This window comes from Photobacterium aquae (assembly GCF_001029445.1).
Taxonomy (GTDB): Bacteria; Pseudomonadota; Gammaproteobacteria; order Enterobacterales; family Vibrionaceae; genus Photobacterium; species Photobacterium aquae.
The window spans coordinates 116841-134859 of the sequence record NZ_LDOT01000024.1; the positions used below are offsets into that span (position 1 = coordinate 116841).

An 18019-nucleotide genomic window follows, 5' to 3' on the forward strand; every position below is an offset into this window, starting at 1 on the left:
TCGGCCGGAGTGCCATCTACTCGGCCTCTGCCGTTACCGGTGGGGCATTGTCGTCATCACCGCCGGTATCAGAGACCGCAACCGCGATAACAACCGCTGCCGCCCCCAACGCCAACACGGTGGCAGTGATCCCCCCGGCCGATGCGGCAAATGCAGTGTCGATCCCCGCCGCCTTGCCGGTTGCCTCTGCCTTAGCACTGGCTTGGGCAACTGCCGACTGGGCATTTGCTTGCGTTGTTTGCTGAACTGCCGAGCGCGACGACGATGCTGTTGACGACGATGCTGTTGACGACGAAGGCACCGAGGACGAAGCTGCTTGGACTGGCTGCCCCGATTCCGCCGCAACAGCCGTGAAACAGATCAAACTGGCAAATGCCATTACCACCAATGATTTAAACATCATGGTTCCCCTTCTAACATTACCAAACCCATTATTATTAATATGTCTGTAATTATAGATGGAGAACCAAATCCGCCGTCTCAGTTATGAGCCTAGCCCGTGAGACATCTGAAGTCTCACCGCACATCAAGTGTACCTGTCTGATCGCCCGCCCAATATCAGCTGGTCAAAGATACCGGCTTATCGATATTAGCCGTTACCACTACTTCACTATCAGGCTTCACTCGGCGCAATTGAGCGGCAAAGGCCTGCTGGGCCGGAGCATCCCCGTGCACAACCCTTATCTGCTCCGGCCCTACCTCTATTCCCTCGACAAATTTCAGCAAATCAGCCTGATCCGCATGAGCTGAATAACCGGAAATCTGATGGATCTTCGCCTTCACCGGTATGTTTTCGCGCTGGATGTCGATCTCAGCAGGTTCCTCCAGCAAAGCTCTTCCGGTCGTCCCCCATGCCTGATAACCGATGAACACCACATCTGTACGGGGATCGGGCAACAGCGCCTTGAGATAATTGACAATCCGTCCCCCTTCGCACATCCCGCTGGCGGCAATGACCACCGCAGGCTCTCCGCTCTGGCGCAAGCGGTTGACCAGCTTAATATGTTCTTCGTGGCTCTCGATAGACACGCACTGCGAGAAAGAAAGCGGATAATGCCCTTTTAACACCCTGTGCTTCGCTTCTTTGGCCCATAGACGCTGGAACACCTCATACTGCTCGGTAATTTTTCCGGCTAATGGCGAATCCAAAATAATCGGCAATGTTGACCAGTTAAAATTGCCAACTGCCCGCCCGGCGCTCTTGCCCCGGCCTTTTCTACCGTCCCATTTCTGGTTTTCTGCATCAGCCTCTGCCTTGGCAGCGACCTCGCTCAAAATCATCTCAATATCAAACAGCAGCTCTTGGGTTCGACCGACACTGAACGACGGGATCAGGATCGACCCACCATCAACCAACGACTTGGCAATCACCTCCGCCAAGCGGCAGCTCCGCTCAGTCACATTGTCATGCAACCGATCACCATAGGTGCTTTCTATCACCAGGGTATCGGCACGCTGCGGAGGAACCGGATCGACCAGCAACGGCGTGTCACATGGGCCGAGATCGCCAGAAAAGACCACCACCTTGCCATCAGCCAGCTCCAATTCGATATATGCAGAGCCGAGGATATGGCCCGCCTGACGGAAGCAGGCTTTCACCCGCCCACCATCGGCCAGTGTCACCACCGCCTGGCAGTTGAACGGCACCGGGCGCAGCAAGGAGCTGACCAAATTAATAAACGTACTGCGCTGCTCCTTGCCCAGCTTCAGCTGAATCTTCAGGGCATCGTCAAGCATTAGAGGCAGCAAGGCGGCGGTTGCCTCGCTGGCGTAAATCGGACGGCGGAATCCCGCTGCCAATAGCCAAGGAATGCGGCCAACATGATCGATGTGGCAATGGGTCAGTAACAGGGCGTCGATGTGATCTACCGGAAACTCTATATCCAATGACCCATTTTTTTCATCACCCTGAAACAAGCCACAATCGATAAGAATGCCGCGTTGCTGAATGCGTAACTCGTGACAGGATCCCGTGACACCCGAGTGGGCGCCATGATGAATGATTTGCATGGTTTCACCTTCAAGAAATATACCGAGCGATAATGGCAAAACTCCCCGCAGGCAAAAGCCTGATGGGGTATTCTCCCGACTCACTTCACGAAAAAAAGAATGAATAATCCCTGTGGTTCATTCATGAGGGATTAACGTAACACAACGCCCAAACTTGAAAGTCAAAAAAATGACTACACTTAAATCATAAGGGCAGCAACAAAGCAGTATTCAATGTGTGAATTTTGTCTAGCCTTTGAATTCTTTTGAATGTATGACTTTTTCGATCTATGCAACCAGTATAACATTTACAAAACCAAAGCCTTGATAAGGAAGATCAATGGAAAGTCAGCTTTACTTCGTCTTTTTGGCGTCATTTTGCGCACTCTATGTGCTCTGGCACATGGCGAAGAAAATACAGCTTGTCGATACCCCCAACGAACGTAAACATCATCAGGGGGTGATACCGCTAATCGGTGGCTTATCCATTTTTGCCAGCGTCGCTACCTGCGTGCTAACTTCCCCATTAAATACTATTGATTCAAATATTTATTTAATATTATCAAGCATACTCGTCCTCGTTGGGGCGGTCGATGACAAGCTTGATATTAGCGTAAAATTCCGGATCGCCGTCCAAGTCGCAGTGTCATTTAGCCTGATTATCGTCAGTGATTTGAAATTGGCCCAACTGGGTAATATTTTCGGATTCGGCGATATTACCTTATCTAATGCACTTAGCTATGCCATCACCGTTCTTGCCGTAGCCGGTGCTATCAATGCTTTCAATATGGTGGATGGTATAGACGGACTACTCGGTGGTTTGTCTGTAATAAGTTTCGCCGCACTTGGCTTTTTATTCATGCTTGCAGGCAACACAGATTTGTTTTCTTTCTGTCAAATTATTGTCATTGCCACCATCCCCTACCTAATGCTCAACCTCGGTTTTCCCTTTGGCAAACAATGGAAAATATTCATGGGCGATGCAGGCAGTGTCTTCATCGGATTCACTGTGGTGTGGCTACTATTGCACGGCACGCAATCAGAGCAGGCCAGCTTCAAACCCGTCACCGCGCTGTGGGTTATCGCCCTACCACTGATGGACATGGCAACGATTATGATCCGCCGTCTGCGCAAGAAGCAGTCCCCCTTCAAGCCTGACCGCGAACACCTGCACCATATCTGCCAGCGCCTCGGCATGTCGCCGACCATGACCTTGTGCATGATCTGCCTGTTTGCCGCCAGCCTTGCTCTTATTGGGATCATTGGCGAAATAAACGGGGTTGCCGACTACGTCATGTTTGCCGGTTTCATGGCAACCTTCGCCCTTTACTACACTACCATTTGTTATATCTGGCGGATCACCGCGCTTATCCGCCGACTTCAAGCCAGCATCATGCCTCGCTTCTACTCTAAGATGGACAACATCAAAAAATAAGCCCAGCCCTCGCCTCTTCAGCCTCGCCTTATGCTGCTGACAATAACGGGTCAGCGGCTACGGTTAGGCTGTTTGCCAATTTACCCGCATCACTATTTTTCGCTGCAACAAAGCGCTTCACGACGACTCAGCTGCAAGCATCTCCACAAAATTGTGTCACATTTATGCAACACCTGCATAATTGCCACGCCAGGCAGTACATTGGCTACCTATAATCAATTTACACAGCGGCTTTCACAATTGGCGCATCAAAAATGCCGAGGTCAAAGATCGCTAAGGGACAGCAAAATCGCTCATTATCAGGAGGTACTCATGCACACAAAGGCTCACTTTGGCAACCTTGCCCAGCAGCTCCTGAATTACGTTTTATGGTTCGCCGTAAAATTCAGTTGTTTCCTTGATGAACTTGAAAAATATGACCAAATGGCCAAATCCATTCGTCGTGAAGACCGTCGCAACAGCTATCGCTGATCGATCTGCAACAACCGCTATTCTCGTTCTCCGCCATCTTGGCCTCATCAGACAGGCGGCAAATTCGTCACATGTATTACCTTGTAGGTGCCAGATTATATTTGTGACAAGTGGCAACCTTTTACGCAAATTAATGCAACAAATACTACACTATCGTTAGAAGGAAAAAGCAGACCTAAGGAGATGATGGTGAGAATAAGCAACGTACTTGGATTGGCCATCGCGATGACCGTCAGTGGCTGCGGCGCTACCTTTGATGATCATGCCGATGACTACGTCAATCTCGGCTTCGACCTCTGCGGATCAACGGCCAAGGTACATACCTTCGCCCGAAGCAAAAACGGCAGAATGCGGATTTCATGCGACGACAACCGCTACTTCCTGCTGCATAACCACGATACCCTCGCCTATGCCAACGAGCTAAACGGGGTGTACTGCCTCGGCAAAGGCTTCTCGACATTTCGGGAGCGCCATAACGCCTATTCATTTGAATGCCTTGACCGTAAGCGTTTCCATATCCCCAAATAACCCGAATCCCTCCCTGCGTTCATAAAAAAACCTACCGGCTAGCGGTAGGTTTTTACTGTGACGCTCATCGTATGCGGCTCACCGAGAGCCTCTCACGCATTAAACGGCCTTGCAGTCCCATTCAGGGAAATGGGTGCGAATATACAGGTTAAGCGCTTTCTCTGCTTCTGTGTAGACTCGCTCCTCGGCCTTCGTATCCCCAACCGCATCGGTAGATTTCACCATTCCTGCACCCACCGTCACGTTGGTCATCTTGTCGATGATAATAAACGAACCGGTCTTCGGCAGAGCCGTATAGCTATCAAGCGGTACAGGCTCGGACAACACCACACTGGCCAACGAGATTTCATTGAGCTCCTGAGTCGTGGCATTGTGTTCATGCTCAACCAAATTGTTGACATCGAGCTTATGGAGGATTTGCGTCAGCTTGCCGCTGCACGTCTTGGTGGCGAACTTAAAGCCGTAATCACGGTTGATCTTCAGCTTGTCCTCGTCCATCCACACCACATTGGCAACAAACTTGTTAGTGCAAACCGGCTGGTTCTCAGGATGAACCAGCATATCGCCACGAGAAATATCAATCTCATCGTCCAGTGTCAGGGTAATAGCCATACCTGACTGCGCCTTGAGCAAATTGCCATCATAGGTGTAAATCGACTTCACGGTCGAACGCTTCCCTGACGGCAAGGCCAGCACTTCATCACCGACATGGATCGTCCCCGATGCCAGCGTGCCGCAGTAACCGCGAAAATCCAAATTCGGGCGATTGACGTACTGGACAGGGAAACGCATGGTTTCGAGATCCTTGTCCTTGTCGATCTTGACCGTTTCCAGCAGCTTCATCAGCGGCGCGCCCGGATACCAGTCCATATGCTCGCTAGGCTTCACCACGTTGTCGCCTTTCAGGGCCGAAATAGGCACAAAGCGAATATCGTTGATCGCAAAGTGCTTGGCCATCTCGCGGTAGTCATCTTTGATTTTCTGGTAGACATCGTGGTCGTAATCGACCAGATCCATCTTGTTGATCGCCACGATAACGTGCTTGATCCCCAGCAGGCTGCAAATGAAGCTGTGGCGTCGGGTCTGGGTCTGAATTCCGTGGCGGGCATCGACTATCACAATCGCCAAATCACAGGTCGACGCACCAGTGGCCATATTGCGGGTATACTGCTCGTGCCCCGGAGTATCGGCAATAATGAACTTGCGCTTGTCGGTCGAAAAATAACGGTAGGCCACATCGATGGTGATCCCCTGCTCGCGCTCCGACTGCAAGCCATCCACCAGCAGGGCCAGATCAAAGGCTTCGTTGGTGGTATTGAACTTCTGCGAATCTTTCTCGATAGCCGCCATCTGATCTTCATAGATCAACTTGCTGTCATACAGCAGACGACCAATCAGCGTTGACTTCCCGTCATCAACACTGCCGCACGTCAGGAATCGGAGCAAATCCTTGTTCTCATGAACCTTAAGATAGGCTTCGATATCGGATCGAATGAGCTCTGATGAATGTGACATAGCTGTTCCTGTTATCGTTATAGCAACTGTTGGTAAAACTTATCGAGCGTATCCACAAACGCATCGTATTGATCAAACGGCAGCGCGTTGATCCCTGCGGCAGCCTGACGGCCACCACCGGTGACAAACTGGCAACAAACTTCGTCGGCACCGGTTCGCGCAGCAAGCGGCGCACGCACGCTCACGGTATAGGTCTGCGCAACGGCATCATCCAACGACGGGTTTTCAATCAGCACCGCATGGGCCTTGTTAGGCTCATCATTGGCAAGGGTATTACCGAACACCCCGCTGATCCGCCTCGCCCAAGGCTGCGCTGGCAGCATATAGACACAGGCGGTGCGACTCTGGTACGCAGGTTGGCAACCGGCCACGTTCTGCAAATCGCTCTCGTAGCCCGCTTTCAGGACATAATACGGCGATGCCGGGTCATCAAGCAACGCAAACGGATCAGGGTACGCCTGCAGCGCACGGAACAGATCCCCCGGCGCAATGTGGAGATCGGCCAGGGTCGCGCCATAACCGTTGTAATTAATCAAGGTGCCCAGCTCTTGCAAAAACGCCGTTTGTGCCTCGTCAAGGCCACACTGCGCCGCCTTGTCGCGAGCTACCCGTAGCAGATTGTCGCCAAAGGCTCCGGCAATGGCCCAGTGGGCAAAGCGGCCGTCGAGCGCCTTGTCGACCAGCAGCGCGGTACAGGTCTCGGCAGCCAAATCGATCGTTGCATCAAGAAGCGGACTATCAGGGATCTGACCGCTGCGGTGATGGTCGAAATAGACCACCGGCACGCCCTTCGCCAGCAGCGACGACAAGGCACCGATGTTCTTCTCCATCGAGATATCCAGCACCGTCACCGAGCCGGCATCGGCCGGGACGCGGGTCAGCAAGTTGATATCACGCTTGCCCCCAGTGACCAGCTCGGCATCGCGCGGCTCGGCCCAACGCAACTGCAACAGGGCGATGATCCCATCGGCATCGCCATTGAATACATCGTAGTGCTTCACTGTAGGTAGCCTTTTTCCAAGAGGTAAGCGACAACCTTGTCGGCACACTCCGCCACTGACAAGTACTCGGTTTGCAGATGCACCTCCGGGGCCAGCGGCGGCTCATAGGCCGAATCAATCCCCGTGAAATGCTTGATTTCACCGGCGCGAGCCTTCTTGTACAACCCTTTAGGATCACGCTGCTCACACACCGCCAGCGGGGTATCCACAAAAACCTCGACAAACTGGCCTGGCCCAACCATCGCCCGCACCTGCTCGCGATCAGCGACGAACGGCGAGATAAACGCCGTCAGCACAATGGTGCCGGAATCGACAAACAACTTAGCCACCTCGCCGATACGGCGGATATTCTCCACCCGCTCATGATCGGAGAAACCCAAATCACGGTTCAGGCCGTGGCGAACATTGTCGCCATCAAGCAGGTAGCTATGGCGCTGGTTTTCCAGCAGCTTGCTTTCCACCGCATTCGCAATGGTCGACTTACCGGAACCACTCAATCCGGTAAACCACAAAATAACGGGCTGCTGCTGTTTCAGCTGGCAGCGCTCTTCAAATGTGACAGTATGTCCATGCCACACCACATTTTCATTTTCACTCGACATTCCATTTCCTTAAAACGGGAAAAAAACCGGTATCGCGCTCAGGGCGACCACGCAATACACTAGGCTGACCGGCCAGCCCGCCCGAATAAAATCGCCAAAACGGTAATTGCCGGCATTCATTACCATCAAATTGGTTTGATAGCCGTAAGGGCTAATAAACGAGGCACTGGCCGCGTAGGTCACCGCCATGACCATCGGCATATAATTCACCTGATAGATCTGCGCAAACGCCAGTGCCATCGGCAACATGATCGCCGCCGCCGCGCTGTTGGTCATGGCCTCGGTCAGCACCACGGTGATTAAAAACAACCCGATATACGCCAACATCACCGAGCTGTCCCCCAGCCCGGCAAACAGCCAGCCGGTAATTGCCGCAGCCAGCCCCGAATGGGAGAAGGCATAGGCGATAGTCAGCGCACTCACCAACACCATCCACAGCTCGAACGGAAACCGTCGCCGGATCGAAGAGCCGTCAATCACCCCAGACATCACGCATACCAGTATATACAACGACAGGGTATCAATCAGATTGAGCGGTGACACCACCGAGCCCAGAACGGCACAAGCAAACCCGAACACCGCCACTACATTCTGCCAACTGCTAAAGGGCTCGCGGATCTTCTTGTCATTAAGAATAAAGAAATTGCGGCTGAGGTTGGTGCGGCTATGGAAATCGGCACCGGCGGCCAACACCAGCTTGTCGCCGGTCGCAATCACCTGCTCACCCAACTTGCCTGACAGCGCCTCGCCGTTACGACTGATAGCCACCACCGCCGCGTCGAAACGGGAGCGGAAGTTAACCCGCTTGATGGTCTTGTTGATCAGCACCGACTCGGGGCTGACAATCACCTCCACCAAGTTGTCGTTGAGCAGGCGGTCCTGCTCGGCAAACACCACCAGCCCGTCAAACGTACTAAGCTGCTTCACCTCGCACACGTTGCCGGTGAAAATCAGCTTGTCGCCGGCCTCAATCACCGTTTCCGGCGTGACCGGCGAAATCAAGCGGCGACCGCGAACGATCTCGGCCAGAAACAGCCCCTCCAGTGCCCGGAGCTTGTTCTGGCGCACCGTTTTACCAATCAGCTTGCTGTCGGCCGTAACCTCGGCATCAAGGAAGAACGCCTCGGGCGAAAACGCATGGTAACCGTTGCTCGGCAGGCGCTGGCTAATCAAGAAAATGGTCGCGCCACAGGTTACCACCAAGGCCAACCCCACCGGCAAGAAGGTAAAGAAGCCCAATGCCGGATAGCCCTGCTCCTCAATCAGGCCGTTGACCACCAAATTGGTCGATGTGCCGATAAGGGTCAGGGTACCGCCGAGAATAGCAAAGTAAGACAGCGGAATAAGCAGGCGCGACGGCGGGTGGTCGCGCCCTTTGGTCAACGCTCCCATCAGGGTCGCTACCACCGCGGTATTATTCAAAACCGCCGAGCTCAGTACCGACACCCCAGCCAGATTGAACAGGGTCCAGCGGTACTGGGTACGCAGCAGCTTGCTGGAGAGCCACGGCAACAGATGCGAGCGCTCCAACGCCTGCGAGGCGACCATCAGCAGCAGCAAGGTCACCACCGAGCTGTTGGTGATGTTACCGAGGATAACGGTCTGATCGACCTGCCCCGACACATAAAGCACCGCGACGGCAAACAGAAAAACAAGACTGATACGGGCTGAACTCAAGCTCAGGAACAGCAGCAGCCCGACAATCACACACGCCGTGATCAGCATGGGTTAGAAATAGCCTTCGCGCTTTTTCTTCTCCATCGATCCGGAACTGTCATGGTCAATCGCCCGGCCCTGACGCTCGGAGGTGGTCGTCAGCAACATTTCCTGAATAATATCCGGCAGCGTCGTGGCCTGAGACTCGACAGCACCGGTCAGCGGATAGCAGCCGAGGGTACGGAAGCGCACCATCTTCTGCTCGACTTTCTCGCCTTCGCGCAGCTCCATCCGCTCGTCATCGACCATGATCAGCATACCGTCACGCTCAACCACCGGACGTGGTTTGGCAAGGTAAAGGGATGGAATTTCGATATTCTCCAGATAGATGTACTGCCAGATATCGAGCTCTGTCCAATTAGAGAGCGGGAATACACGGATGCTCTCGCCCTTATTGATCTTGCCGTTGTAGATGTCCCACAGTTCAGGGCGCTGGTTTTTCGGATCCCAGCGGTGGTGTTCGTCGCGGAAGGAATAAACCCGCTCTTTGGCGCGTGACTTTTCCTCGTCACGGCGCGCACCGCCGAAGGCCGCATCGAAGCCGTACTTGTCGAGCGCCTGCTTCAGGCCCTGGGTTTTCATGATATCGGTATGCTTGGAGCTGCCATGAACGAACGGGTTGATGCCCATCGCCACCCCTTCTGGGTTCTGGTGCACGATCAGCTTCATTCCCATCTTGCCAGCCATATAATCGCGAAATTCAATCATCTCTTTGAATTTCCACGTAGTATCAACATGCATCAGGGGAAACGGAGGAATACCTGGGGCAAAAGCCTTCTTGGCCAGATGAAGCATGACAGAGGAATCTTTACCCACGGAATACAGCATCACAGGGTTGTCAAACTCCGCCACAACCTCGCGGATAATATGAATCGATTCGGCTTCTAGTTGTTTTAAATGCGTTAGCTTATCCACATTTCGCTCCATTGTTTCAATAGCTGTTGTTCGATAGCAGTTGATTCGATAGGTTTCGATAGCCGTTCGAACCTGCCGCCAGCTATTCATTATGCTAGCTATAACCATACAGCATGGTGCATGGCCGTGCTTCAAACGGTTACAGTACCATAATCATGATTTATCGGCAGCTAATCATTTCCCTGCCCCTAGCTATCACCGACGAGAAAAATACTGTAAAACCAGCGATCTACAAACAGCACAGCCATAGGCAGAAACAAAAAAACCGCCATTTGGCGGTTTTTAATAATAATCTAAGTTAATTTAACTTCTTGGCCCAAGCCGCGGCTGCTTCGTCAATCAGCTCATAAGCAAAGTCAAATGCCTCACGACTCTGGCGGTAAGGGTCCGGGATATCTTTTTGACCAATCCACTGACCAAATAGCATGGTTTTGCCCCGAGCTTCCGGACAGATATTGGTCACCGCTTCGATATGGCCTTTTTCCATCACCAAAATCAAATCGTATTCGCGGCATAATTCCCCGGTCACTTGCTGTGCCACATGCCCTTCCAAGCTCACACCATGCTCAAGCGCTACAGCCGCTGCGGTTTTGTCCGCAGGCTTTCCAACCAACGCGCCAACCCCGGCCGATGCAATATGCTTATGAGGCAAATGTTTCTTCAGCAGGTACTCACCCGACGGCGAACGACAAATATTACCAACACAAACAACCAAGACCTTATCAAACATACTCTACCTTTATCCATTTGCTAGGAAGAAAACTCCCTATCAATCTGTAAATTATTTTACCGCTAGTTTACATGGTATCGCGTAATCCTCGCTAGCCCCTTATTGCCGTTTAGCCTATTCCCCACATTGTCATTTTCACTTTTTAGCGGGTCTTTTCCAATTTGAAACCGTTTTTACGGGAACACGAGTAACAACGAGCTCACCCTCTCCAACACTGCGAGTTATGGTAGAGCCAACCCCAATAGTCGCCCCACTGGCCACCGTCACCGGCGCAATCAGCTGGGTATCCGAGCCGACAAACACATCATCGCCGATCTCGGTCTTGAACTTGTTGGCACCATCGTAGTTGCAGGTAATGGTACCGGCACCAATGTTGACCCGCTCACCCACCTGCGCATCCCCCAGATAAGTGAGATGGTTAGCCTTGGAGCCCTTGCCCAAACGCACGTTCTTGGCCTCGACAAAATTGCCGATCTGAGCTTCGTCGTCCAATTCTGTTCCGGGGCGAATACGGCTAAACGGCCCCACCTGACAACGCTGACCGACAATGGCATTTTCAATCACGCTATAGGGCTTAATCACGCTATCATCGGCCACCACACAATCTTTCAATATCGCTCCCGCCCCAACAACCACATTGTTACCCAAGGTAACACGACCTTCGATCACCACGTTGATGTCAATTTCAATGTCCTTGCCGTGGGTCAACTCGCCGCGCAGATCGAAGCGACTCGGATCACGCAACATCACCCCTTTCTCAAGCAACTGGTTAGCCCGTAGCTGCTGATAAGCGCGCTCCAACCTTGCCAGCTGGACACGGTTGTTAACCCCTTCGACCTCAATCGCCCGCTCAGGGTGCACCGCCTCAACCGCCCGACCTTCGTTGTGGGCAATGGCGACCACGTCGGTCAGGTAGTACTCCTCCTGCGCATTATTGTTAGTCAGCTGCGACAGCCAGCGCTTGAGATCGCCGCCGTTGGCTACCATCACCCCGGTATTGACCTCTTTGATCAGCTTCTGCTCTTCGGTGGCATCTTTTTGTTCGACAATCGCCACCACCGGGCCATTACGGCGCACAATCCGGCCATAGCCTGAAGGGTCATCAAGCAGCACGGTCAACAAAGCGATACCGCCATTGGGCTGAGCATCGAGCAGGTTGCGAATAGTCTGGCGGCTGATAAACGGCACATCACCGTAAGTGATCAGCACTTTCTCATCATCGGAGAAATTGGCCGCCGCCTCTGCCACTGCATGGCCGGTACCCAGCTGCTTGGCCTGCAGTACCCAGTTCACACTCTCTTTGGCCAAGGCGGAATGCATCTGCTCGCCACCGTGACCGTAAACCAAATGAATATTCGACGAGTTCAGTGACTGACAGGTATCAATCACATGCTTGACCATTGGCTTGCCCGCCATTTTATGAAGCACTTTCGGCAAATTCGAGTACATGCGTGTCCCTTTGCCGGCAGCAAGAATTACTGTACTAAAGGTCATCCTAGCCCCTTTATATAAGTCCATTATCTAGATAACAATAAAAAGGCTGAGTTGCCTTCAACTCAGCCTCAAAGCTAATATTTTATAAAATCTTGTTTATTAGAATAATGTCAGATTATTTATCAGTGCTAATCTCAGCCGTTTCAAAACGGTTTGTTTCTGATTTATTAATACCCAGCATTTTACGAATAAGTGCCACAATGCGCCAAATATAGCTGATCACAAAAAAGTAAACACCAAACACACACAAGAAACTAATAAACATAACCGATTCACGGACTGCATTAATTTCAGCCCACAAACCAATAGCTGCCATAATGGCAGCTAAGCTACAAATCACCACCAATGACATAGCAGAAGACAAACCAATACGTTGACAAATATGATGAAGGTGCTCACGATCTGGCTTAAACGGTGAATGCCCCTTACGAATACGACGTATCATAATCGTCGCCATATCCATCAATGGGATAGCAATTAGCCATAGTGCAGTTACCGGTTTAAACGCATAGACATTAGCTTCCTGACTACCACGAATCAACATCCACACCACAGCAAAACCAATAAATACACTACCAGCATCCCCCATAAAGACCTTAAAGCGTTTACCTAGAGGAAAGCCCAAATTGAGCATAATGTAAGGCACCATGGCGGTAACAATCATCAAGCACAAAGTCGCCAAGTACTCATTGCCGGTGGCATAAAAGACCAAGCCCAGAGCACCAAAAGTTACCGAAGCCAAACCGCCAAGCAGGCCATCAATGCCATCAACCATATTAAATGCATTAATGGCACCTATAACCGCTAACACGGTGACAATCGCACTGGCCAGTGGTGATAATTTAATGGTTTCACTACCCATCAAAAAACCAAGATTACCTAAGCTATGATCGCCAATATAGATCATCACCAACGAAATACCCGCCTGAATAACTAAACGAGATTTAAAACTAATATCGTAATAATCATCCAGCGCGCCAACAACAACCAATATGGTTGAGCAGGCTAAAAACAGCAATAAGTTTTCTGTTATTGGCATAAACAACAAAAAACTCACGACTAATGTCACGAGTATAGAAATACCACCGACCAAGGGGATCACCCCTTGGTGCAATTTTCGCGCATTGGGTTTATCAACCAAGCCAATCCGTTTCGCAATTTTTCTAAACACAAATAAATTACAAAACGACAACACAAATACGAACAAGTAAGTGGTTGGAGTTGTCATTATTAATTCTTCTTAGTTGTTGTGTGGATATATCGGTTTATATTCCCTTAACCGACCAATTTCAACGTTTTCTCATCACTTAGAAGTGATTTCAAGTAGTGATGGAAATCATCACCTAATGATTGATGACGCAAACCATATTCAACAAAAGCTTTAAGGTAACCTAATTTATCACCGCAATCATGAGACTTGCCACTCATATGAAAGGCTTCAACCGTTTCTTCTGCCATTAACATATCAATAGCATCGGTAAGCTGAATTTCATCCCCCGCTCCCGGTGGTGTAATCGCAAGCTTATCCCAAATTTTATTCGACAATACATATCGGCCAACCACAGCTAAATTGGATGGTGCGTCTTCTACTGCTGGCTTTTCTACCATTCGAGTCATTGTACACGAATCACCTGCAGAGAGTTTTTCACCGGCACAATCTACCACCCCATATTTAGAAACATCTGCCATTGGCACAGGCTCAACCATGATCTGGCTAGCACCGGTTCCTTCATAACGTTGCAGCATTGCAGCGAGATTTTCTTGAGTTTGATCCGCCGTATATTCATCCAAAATTACATCTGGCAGTACCACTGCAAACGGCGTATCCCCAACTAACGGTTTGGCACATAGTACTGCATGCCCCAACCCTTTAGCCTGCCCTTGGCGAACATGCATAATAGTCACATCCTTAGGACAAATAGACTGCACTTCATCAAGAAGCTGACGCTTAACACGCGCTTCAAGAGTCGCCTCGAGCTCAAAAGAAGTATCGAAGTGGTTTTCGATAGCATTCTTTGATGAATGAGTCACCAATACAATTTCTTTAATTCCCGCCGCAATACATTCATTAACAATGTATTGAATTAATGGTTTATCGACAATGGGAAGCATTTCTTTTGGAATGGCTTTGGTAGCAGGTAGCATACGAGTGCCGAGACCTGCAACTGGTATGACGGCTTTAGTAATTGTTCTCATAATATTTAACCTTAAACAAAAAGAGCCATATGGTATGACTCTTTGATTACCAATTAAGAAGCGAATAAGTTATTTTTTATAGAAATCACGATACCACTTAACGAAATTCTCAACACCTTCTTGTATAGGAGTTTGAGGTTTATAACCTGTTGCTTCAAATAACCCAGAGGTATCAGCATAAGTCTTATAAACATCGCCAGGTTGCATAGGCAAAAAGTTTTTATTAGCCTCTAATCCTAAACTCTCTTCTAGTGCTTGAATATAATCCATTAACTTTTCACATTTACCGTTTCCGATATTATATACACGGTAAGGTGCGGAACTATCTGCTGGAGAACCAGTTTCTACAGTCCAATTTTCTTGTTGTTCTGGCACAACATCTTGAATACGTATGATGCCTTCAACAATATCATCAATATAAGTGAAATCGCGCTGCATATCACCATTGTTATAAATATCGATCGCTTCACCATCAATGATCTTCTTGGTGAATTTAAACAATGCCATATCTGGACGCCCCCAAGGACCATATACAGTAAAGAAACGTAAGCCTGTAGTTGACAAGTTGTACAGGTGAGAATAGGTATGAGCCATTAATTCATTGGCTTTCTTACTCGCAGCATACAAAGAAATTGGATGATCTACAGAATCGCTAGTTTCAAATGGTGTCTTAGAGTTCAAACCATATACAGAACTCGATGAAGCATAAATAAGATGCTTAACCTTATTGTGGCGACACCCTTCAAGAATATTCACAAAACCAATTAAGTTACTATCAGCATACGCTAATGGATTATCAAGAGAATAGCGAACCCCTGCTTGAGCTGCAAGGTTAATAACACGATCAAACTGCTGTACTTTAAATAGTTCCGCTATTGATTCACGATCAGCCAAATCGAGCTTAACAAATTCAAAATTAGGATGTTCAATACGCTTTAAACGAGCTAATTTTAAATTCACATCGTAATAATCGTTTAGATTATCGATACCGATAACCTGATGACCAATAGCAGTTAAGCGCTCCGTTACTGCACTACCAATAAATCCAGCAACGCCGGTTACTAAATATTTCATAAGAACCTTACACATAAAATTATAGATAGTAGATAATCATCTCTAATCTAAAAACATTGTAAATCAATCGTTACCAAATAAATCGCGAGTATAAACTTTACTTGCTACATCAGAAAGTTTACTATCCATGCGGTTAGATACAATTACATCACAAGTCTGTTTAAATTCATTCAAATCATTGATAACCAAAGAGTGATAAAACTCTTTTTCTTTGAGTACAGGCTCATAAACAACGACCTCAATACCTTTTGCCTTGATCCGCTTCATGATACCCTGAATACTAGAAGCTCGGAAATTATCAGATCCAGACTTCATAATAAGACGATAAATACCAACACGTTTAGGTTCTTTAGCAATAATGGATTCTGCAATAAAATCTTTACGTGTCGTATTAGCATCAACAATCGCACCAATGATGTTATTTGGTACATCACGATAATTAGCACGAAGTTGTTTCGTATCTTTAGGTAAACAGTAACCACCGTAACCAAATGACGGGTTATTGTAATGATTGCCAATACGAGGGTCTAAACCAACACCTTCAATAATTTGTCGAGAATCTAAACCATTAGATGCCGCATAAGTGTCAAGCTCATTAAAGTAAGCGACACGCATTGCAAGATATGTGTTAGAGAATAATTTTACGGCTTCAGCTTCTGTTGAATCTGTAAATAAAACAGGAATATCTTGCTTAATTGCTCCTTCAACTAAAAGGTTAGCAAATAACTCAGCTCGAGTGCTACGCTCACCCACAATAATTCGAGATGGGTATAAGTTATCATACAGAGCTCGACCTTCACGTAAGAACTCAGGAGAGAAAATAATATTATCACAGCCAAATTGTTCTTTAATTTGCTTTGTATAACCAACAGGAATCGTAGATTTAATTACCATTACAGCGTTAGGATTAATCGCCATTACATCTTTAATAACGGATTCTACTGATGAAGTATTAAAGTAATTGTTTTCAGTATCGTAATCCGTTGGTGTAGCAATAACAATATACTCAGCATCTTTGTAAGCTAATTCTTTATCTAAAGTTGCAGTAAAGTTTAGCTTTTTATTTTGAAGGAAATATTCAATTTCCTTATCCACGATTGGAGAGATTTTATCGTTAAGTAATTTTACTTTCTCTTCGATAATATCTACGGCAATAACCTCATGATGCTGTGCTAATAGCATAGCATTTGACAGACCTACATAGCCTGTTCCTGCAATAGCGATTTTCATTTCATCTCTCTTTTAAAAGGATATTAATTGCATCTAAATATTTATTGATAACAATTTTCTCATCAAATTCACGCTCAATTTTTTCACGGCTTTTGACGCCCATTTCAATTCTTTCTTGATGCGTATGATTAATCATTTTTTCTAAGCATTCAATAAGGCTAGATGTTGAACGAACATCACATAAGTAACCATTAATACCATCATCAACCGTTTCACGGCAGCCAACATTATCAGTTGTCACAATGGGTTTACCCATCGCACCTGCTTCCAAAAGAGACTTAGGTACTCCTTCGCGGTAATAAGATGGAAGAACCATACAATCAGCCTTTTTAATTTCTTTCTCTACTTCGTCCGATACACCAAGATAATTAACAATACCTTCATCAACCCACTTTTGCATATCTTCCTTCGAAACAGCTGATGGGTTATCTACAGCAAGAAAACCTAGCAAATTGAACTCAACTTTATCACCGTACTTACTCTTTAAATATCGAGCAGCTTCTACATAATGAGCAATACCCTTGTCATATAGCATTCTGGCAACAAGAAGAAAATGGACTGTATCGTCATCTGATGAAGGTGATAATTTAAATCGACTCAGATCAACACCAGAACCAGGTAAACGTTCAGTAATAACCTCATTTGCTAGTTTATTTTTAATAAAAATCTGCTTATCTTCTTCATTCTGAAAGAAAATTTTATCAACTCTTTTATTACTTATCCGATAGAGAAAACGAGCAAACCTTGAAGTTAAAGATTCATTAACGAACAAAACACCCAACCCTGCAATATTATTTATAACTTTTATATTATTACGCTTTGCTGCAAGGGTACTATATATATTATTTTTTGGTGTGAAATTCAAAACAACATCATATAGATTTGAAGAATAGATTTTATTAAAATCATAGAGTGTTTTAAAATCTTTATATGGGTTTGTTCCGCCTTTATCTATATCAATATCAATGTATTTAATGCCTAAGTCCTGGAGTTTTTTAGAATACTCATCTCTAGGAGAAATAGCTGTAACATTATAACCATTATCAATAAGAGATAATATAGTATTCTTTCTAAAATTATATAGGTACCAACTTGTGTTTGACGAAATTACTACATTTTTCAT

The 18019-nt window shown here is 47.8% G+C and carries 17 protein-coding genes; 3 read left to right on the plus strand and 14 right to left on the minus strand.

The window, feature by feature from the left end:
* Positions 1 to 16: 16 nt before the first annotated feature.
* Complete coding sequence (locus tag ABT56_RS17130; protein ID WP_240478343.1) at positions 17 to 403, minus strand: hypothetical protein; 387 nt, start codon at positions 401 to 403, stop codon at positions 17 to 19.
* A gap of 155 nt (positions 404 to 558) precedes the next feature.
* Positions 559 to 2010: an MBL fold metallo-hydrolase RNA specificity domain-containing protein gene (locus ABT56_RS17135; RefSeq protein WP_047880124.1), complete on the minus strand. Its 1452-nt coding sequence runs from the start codon at positions 2008 to 2010 to the stop codon at positions 559 to 561.
* A gap of 319 nt (positions 2011 to 2329) precedes the next feature.
* On the opposite strand from ABT56_RS17135, the gene wecA (ABT56_RS17140) reads away from it, so the two are divergent.
* The 3 genes from wecA (ABT56_RS17140) (at position 2330) to ABT56_RS17145 (ending at position 4423) form a co-directional block, all read left to right on the plus strand.
* Positions 2330 to 3424 (plus strand): UDP-N-acetylglucosamine--undecaprenyl-phosphate N-acetylglucosaminephosphotransferase, encoded by a 1095-nt coding sequence (gene wecA, locus ABT56_RS17140; protein WP_047880125.1) that lies wholly within the window; start codon positions 2330 to 2332, stop codon positions 3422 to 3424.
* 312 nt (positions 3425 to 3736) lie between these two features.
* The gene (locus tag ABT56_RS24020) at positions 3737 to 3895 is read left to right on the plus strand and encodes a hypothetical protein (RefSeq protein ID WP_157037885.1); all 159 of its coding nucleotides are present in this window, start codon (positions 3737 to 3739) and stop codon (positions 3893 to 3895) included.
* A 189-nt stretch (positions 3896 to 4084) separates the two neighbouring features.
* On the plus strand, positions 4085 to 4423 hold the full coding sequence (locus ABT56_RS17145) for a hypothetical protein (protein ID WP_157037886.1): 339 nt from the start codon (positions 4085 to 4087) through the stop codon (positions 4421 to 4423).
* Positions 4424 to 4522: 99 nt separating this feature from the next.
* Here the strand turns inward: ABT56_RS17145 and cysN are convergent, their stop codons facing one another.
* The 12 genes from cysN to ABT56_RS17205 all read right to left on the minus strand — a co-directional run bounded on the left by cysN (position 4523) and on the right by ABT56_RS17205 (position 18019).
* Positions 4523 to 5938 (minus strand): sulfate adenylyltransferase subunit CysN, encoded by a 1416-nt coding sequence (gene cysN, locus ABT56_RS17150; RefSeq protein ID WP_047880126.1) that lies wholly within the window; start codon positions 5936 to 5938, stop codon positions 4523 to 4525.
* 17 nt (positions 5939 to 5955) lie between these two features.
* Positions 5956 to 6939, minus strand: coding sequence for a hypothetical protein (locus ABT56_RS17155; protein ID WP_047880127.1), 984 nt, complete (start codon positions 6937 to 6939; stop codon positions 5956 to 5958).
* Positions 6936 to 7541, minus strand: a complete 606-nt coding sequence (gene cysC, locus ABT56_RS17160) for an adenylyl-sulfate kinase (RefSeq protein WP_047880128.1) — start codon at positions 7539 to 7541, stop codon at positions 6936 to 6938. Before cysC ends, ABT56_RS17155 begins: the two co-directional genes overlap by 4 nt.
* Positions 7542 to 7550: 9 nt before the next feature.
* Entirely contained in the window at positions 7551 to 9266 is a 1716-nt protein-coding gene (locus ABT56_RS17165) for an SLC13 family permease (protein WP_047880129.1), read from the minus strand.
* Between the two features lie 3 nt (positions 9267 to 9269).
* The gene (gene cysD / locus ABT56_RS17170) at positions 9270 to 10172 is read right to left on the minus strand and encodes a sulfate adenylyltransferase subunit CysD (protein ID WP_420835132.1); all 903 of its coding nucleotides are present in this window, start codon (positions 10170 to 10172) and stop codon (positions 9270 to 9272) included.
* A gap of 298 nt (positions 10173 to 10470) precedes the next feature.
* Positions 10471 to 10902 (minus strand): arsenate reductase/protein-tyrosine-phosphatase family protein, encoded by a 432-nt coding sequence (locus ABT56_RS17175; protein ID WP_047880130.1) that lies wholly within the window; start codon positions 10900 to 10902, stop codon positions 10471 to 10473.
* Between the two features lie 135 nt (positions 10903 to 11037).
* Positions 11038 to 12396, minus strand: a complete 1359-nt coding sequence (glmU, locus tag ABT56_RS17180) for a bifunctional UDP-N-acetylglucosamine diphosphorylase/glucosamine-1-phosphate N-acetyltransferase GlmU (protein ID WP_047880131.1) — start codon at positions 12394 to 12396, stop codon at positions 11038 to 11040.
* A 115-nt stretch (positions 12397 to 12511) separates the two neighbouring features.
* Positions 12512 to 13624 (minus strand): UDP-N-acetylglucosamine--undecaprenyl-phosphate N-acetylglucosaminephosphotransferase, encoded by a 1113-nt coding sequence (gene wecA / locus ABT56_RS17185; protein WP_047880132.1) that lies wholly within the window; start codon positions 13622 to 13624, stop codon positions 12512 to 12514.
* Between the two features lie 47 nt (positions 13625 to 13671).
* On the minus strand, positions 13672 to 14592 hold the full coding sequence (gene galU, locus ABT56_RS17190) for a UTP--glucose-1-phosphate uridylyltransferase GalU (RefSeq protein WP_047880133.1): 921 nt from the start codon (positions 14590 to 14592) through the stop codon (positions 13672 to 13674).
* Positions 14593 to 14661: 69 nt separating this feature from the next.
* Positions 14662 to 15666 (minus strand): NAD-dependent epimerase, encoded by a 1005-nt coding sequence (locus ABT56_RS17195; protein WP_047880134.1) that lies wholly within the window; start codon positions 15664 to 15666, stop codon positions 14662 to 14664.
* Between the two features lie 63 nt (positions 15667 to 15729).
* Positions 15730 to 16896, minus strand: a complete 1167-nt coding sequence (locus tag ABT56_RS17200) for a nucleotide sugar dehydrogenase (protein WP_047880135.1) — start codon at positions 16894 to 16896, stop codon at positions 15730 to 15732.
* Position 16897: 1 nt separating this feature from the next.
* Positions 16898 to 18019: a glycosyltransferase family 4 protein gene (locus ABT56_RS17205; RefSeq protein ID WP_047880136.1), complete on the minus strand. Its 1122-nt coding sequence runs from the start codon at positions 18017 to 18019 to the stop codon at positions 16898 to 16900.

Coding starts and splice junctions, on each gene's coding strand:
- ABT56_RS17130 (WP_240478343.1), bottom strand. CDS start 403: ATGATGTTTAAATCATTGGTGGTAATGGCATTTGCCAGTTTGATCTGT.
- ABT56_RS17135 (WP_047880124.1), bottom strand. CDS start 2,010: ATGCAAATCATTCATCATGGCGCCCACTCGGGTGTCACGGGATCCTGT.
- wecA (WP_047880125.1), top strand. CDS start 2,330: ATGGAAAGTCAGCTTTACTTCGTCTTTTTGGCGTCATTTTGCGCACTC.
- ABT56_RS24020 (WP_157037885.1), top strand. CDS start 3,737: ATGCACACAAAGGCTCACTTTGGCAACCTTGCCCAGCAGCTCCTGAAT.
- cysN (WP_047880126.1), bottom strand. CDS start 5,938: ATGTCACATTCATCAGAGCTCATTCGATCCGATATCGAAGCCTATCTT.
- cysC (WP_047880128.1), bottom strand. CDS start 7,541: ATGTCGAGTGAAAATGAAAATGTGGTGTGGCATGGACATACTGTCACA.
- ABT56_RS17165 (WP_047880129.1), bottom strand. CDS start 9,266: ATGCTGATCACGGCGTGTGTGATTGTCGGGCTGCTGCTGTTCCTGAGC.
- ABT56_RS17175 (WP_047880130.1), bottom strand. CDS start 10,902: ATGTTTGATAAGGTCTTGGTTGTTTGTGTTGGTAATATTTGTCGTTCG.
- glmU (WP_047880131.1), bottom strand. CDS start 12,396: ATGACCTTTAGTACAGTAATTCTTGCTGCCGGCAAAGGGACACGCATG.
- wecA (WP_047880132.1), bottom strand. CDS start 13,624: ATGACAACTCCAACCACTTACTTGTTCGTATTTGTGTTGTCGTTTTGT.
- galU (WP_047880133.1), bottom strand. CDS start 14,592: ATGAGAACAATTACTAAAGCCGTCATACCAGTTGCAGGTCTCGGCACT.
- ABT56_RS17195 (WP_047880134.1), bottom strand. CDS start 15,666: ATGAAATATTTAGTAACCGGCGTTGCTGGATTTATTGGTAGTGCAGTA.
- ABT56_RS17200 (WP_047880135.1), bottom strand. CDS start 16,896: ATGAAAATCGCTATTGCAGGAACAGGCTATGTAGGTCTGTCAAATGCT.
- ABT56_RS17205 (WP_047880136.1), bottom strand. CDS start 18,019: ATGAAAAATGTAGTAATTTCGTCAAACACAAGTTGGTACCTATATAAT.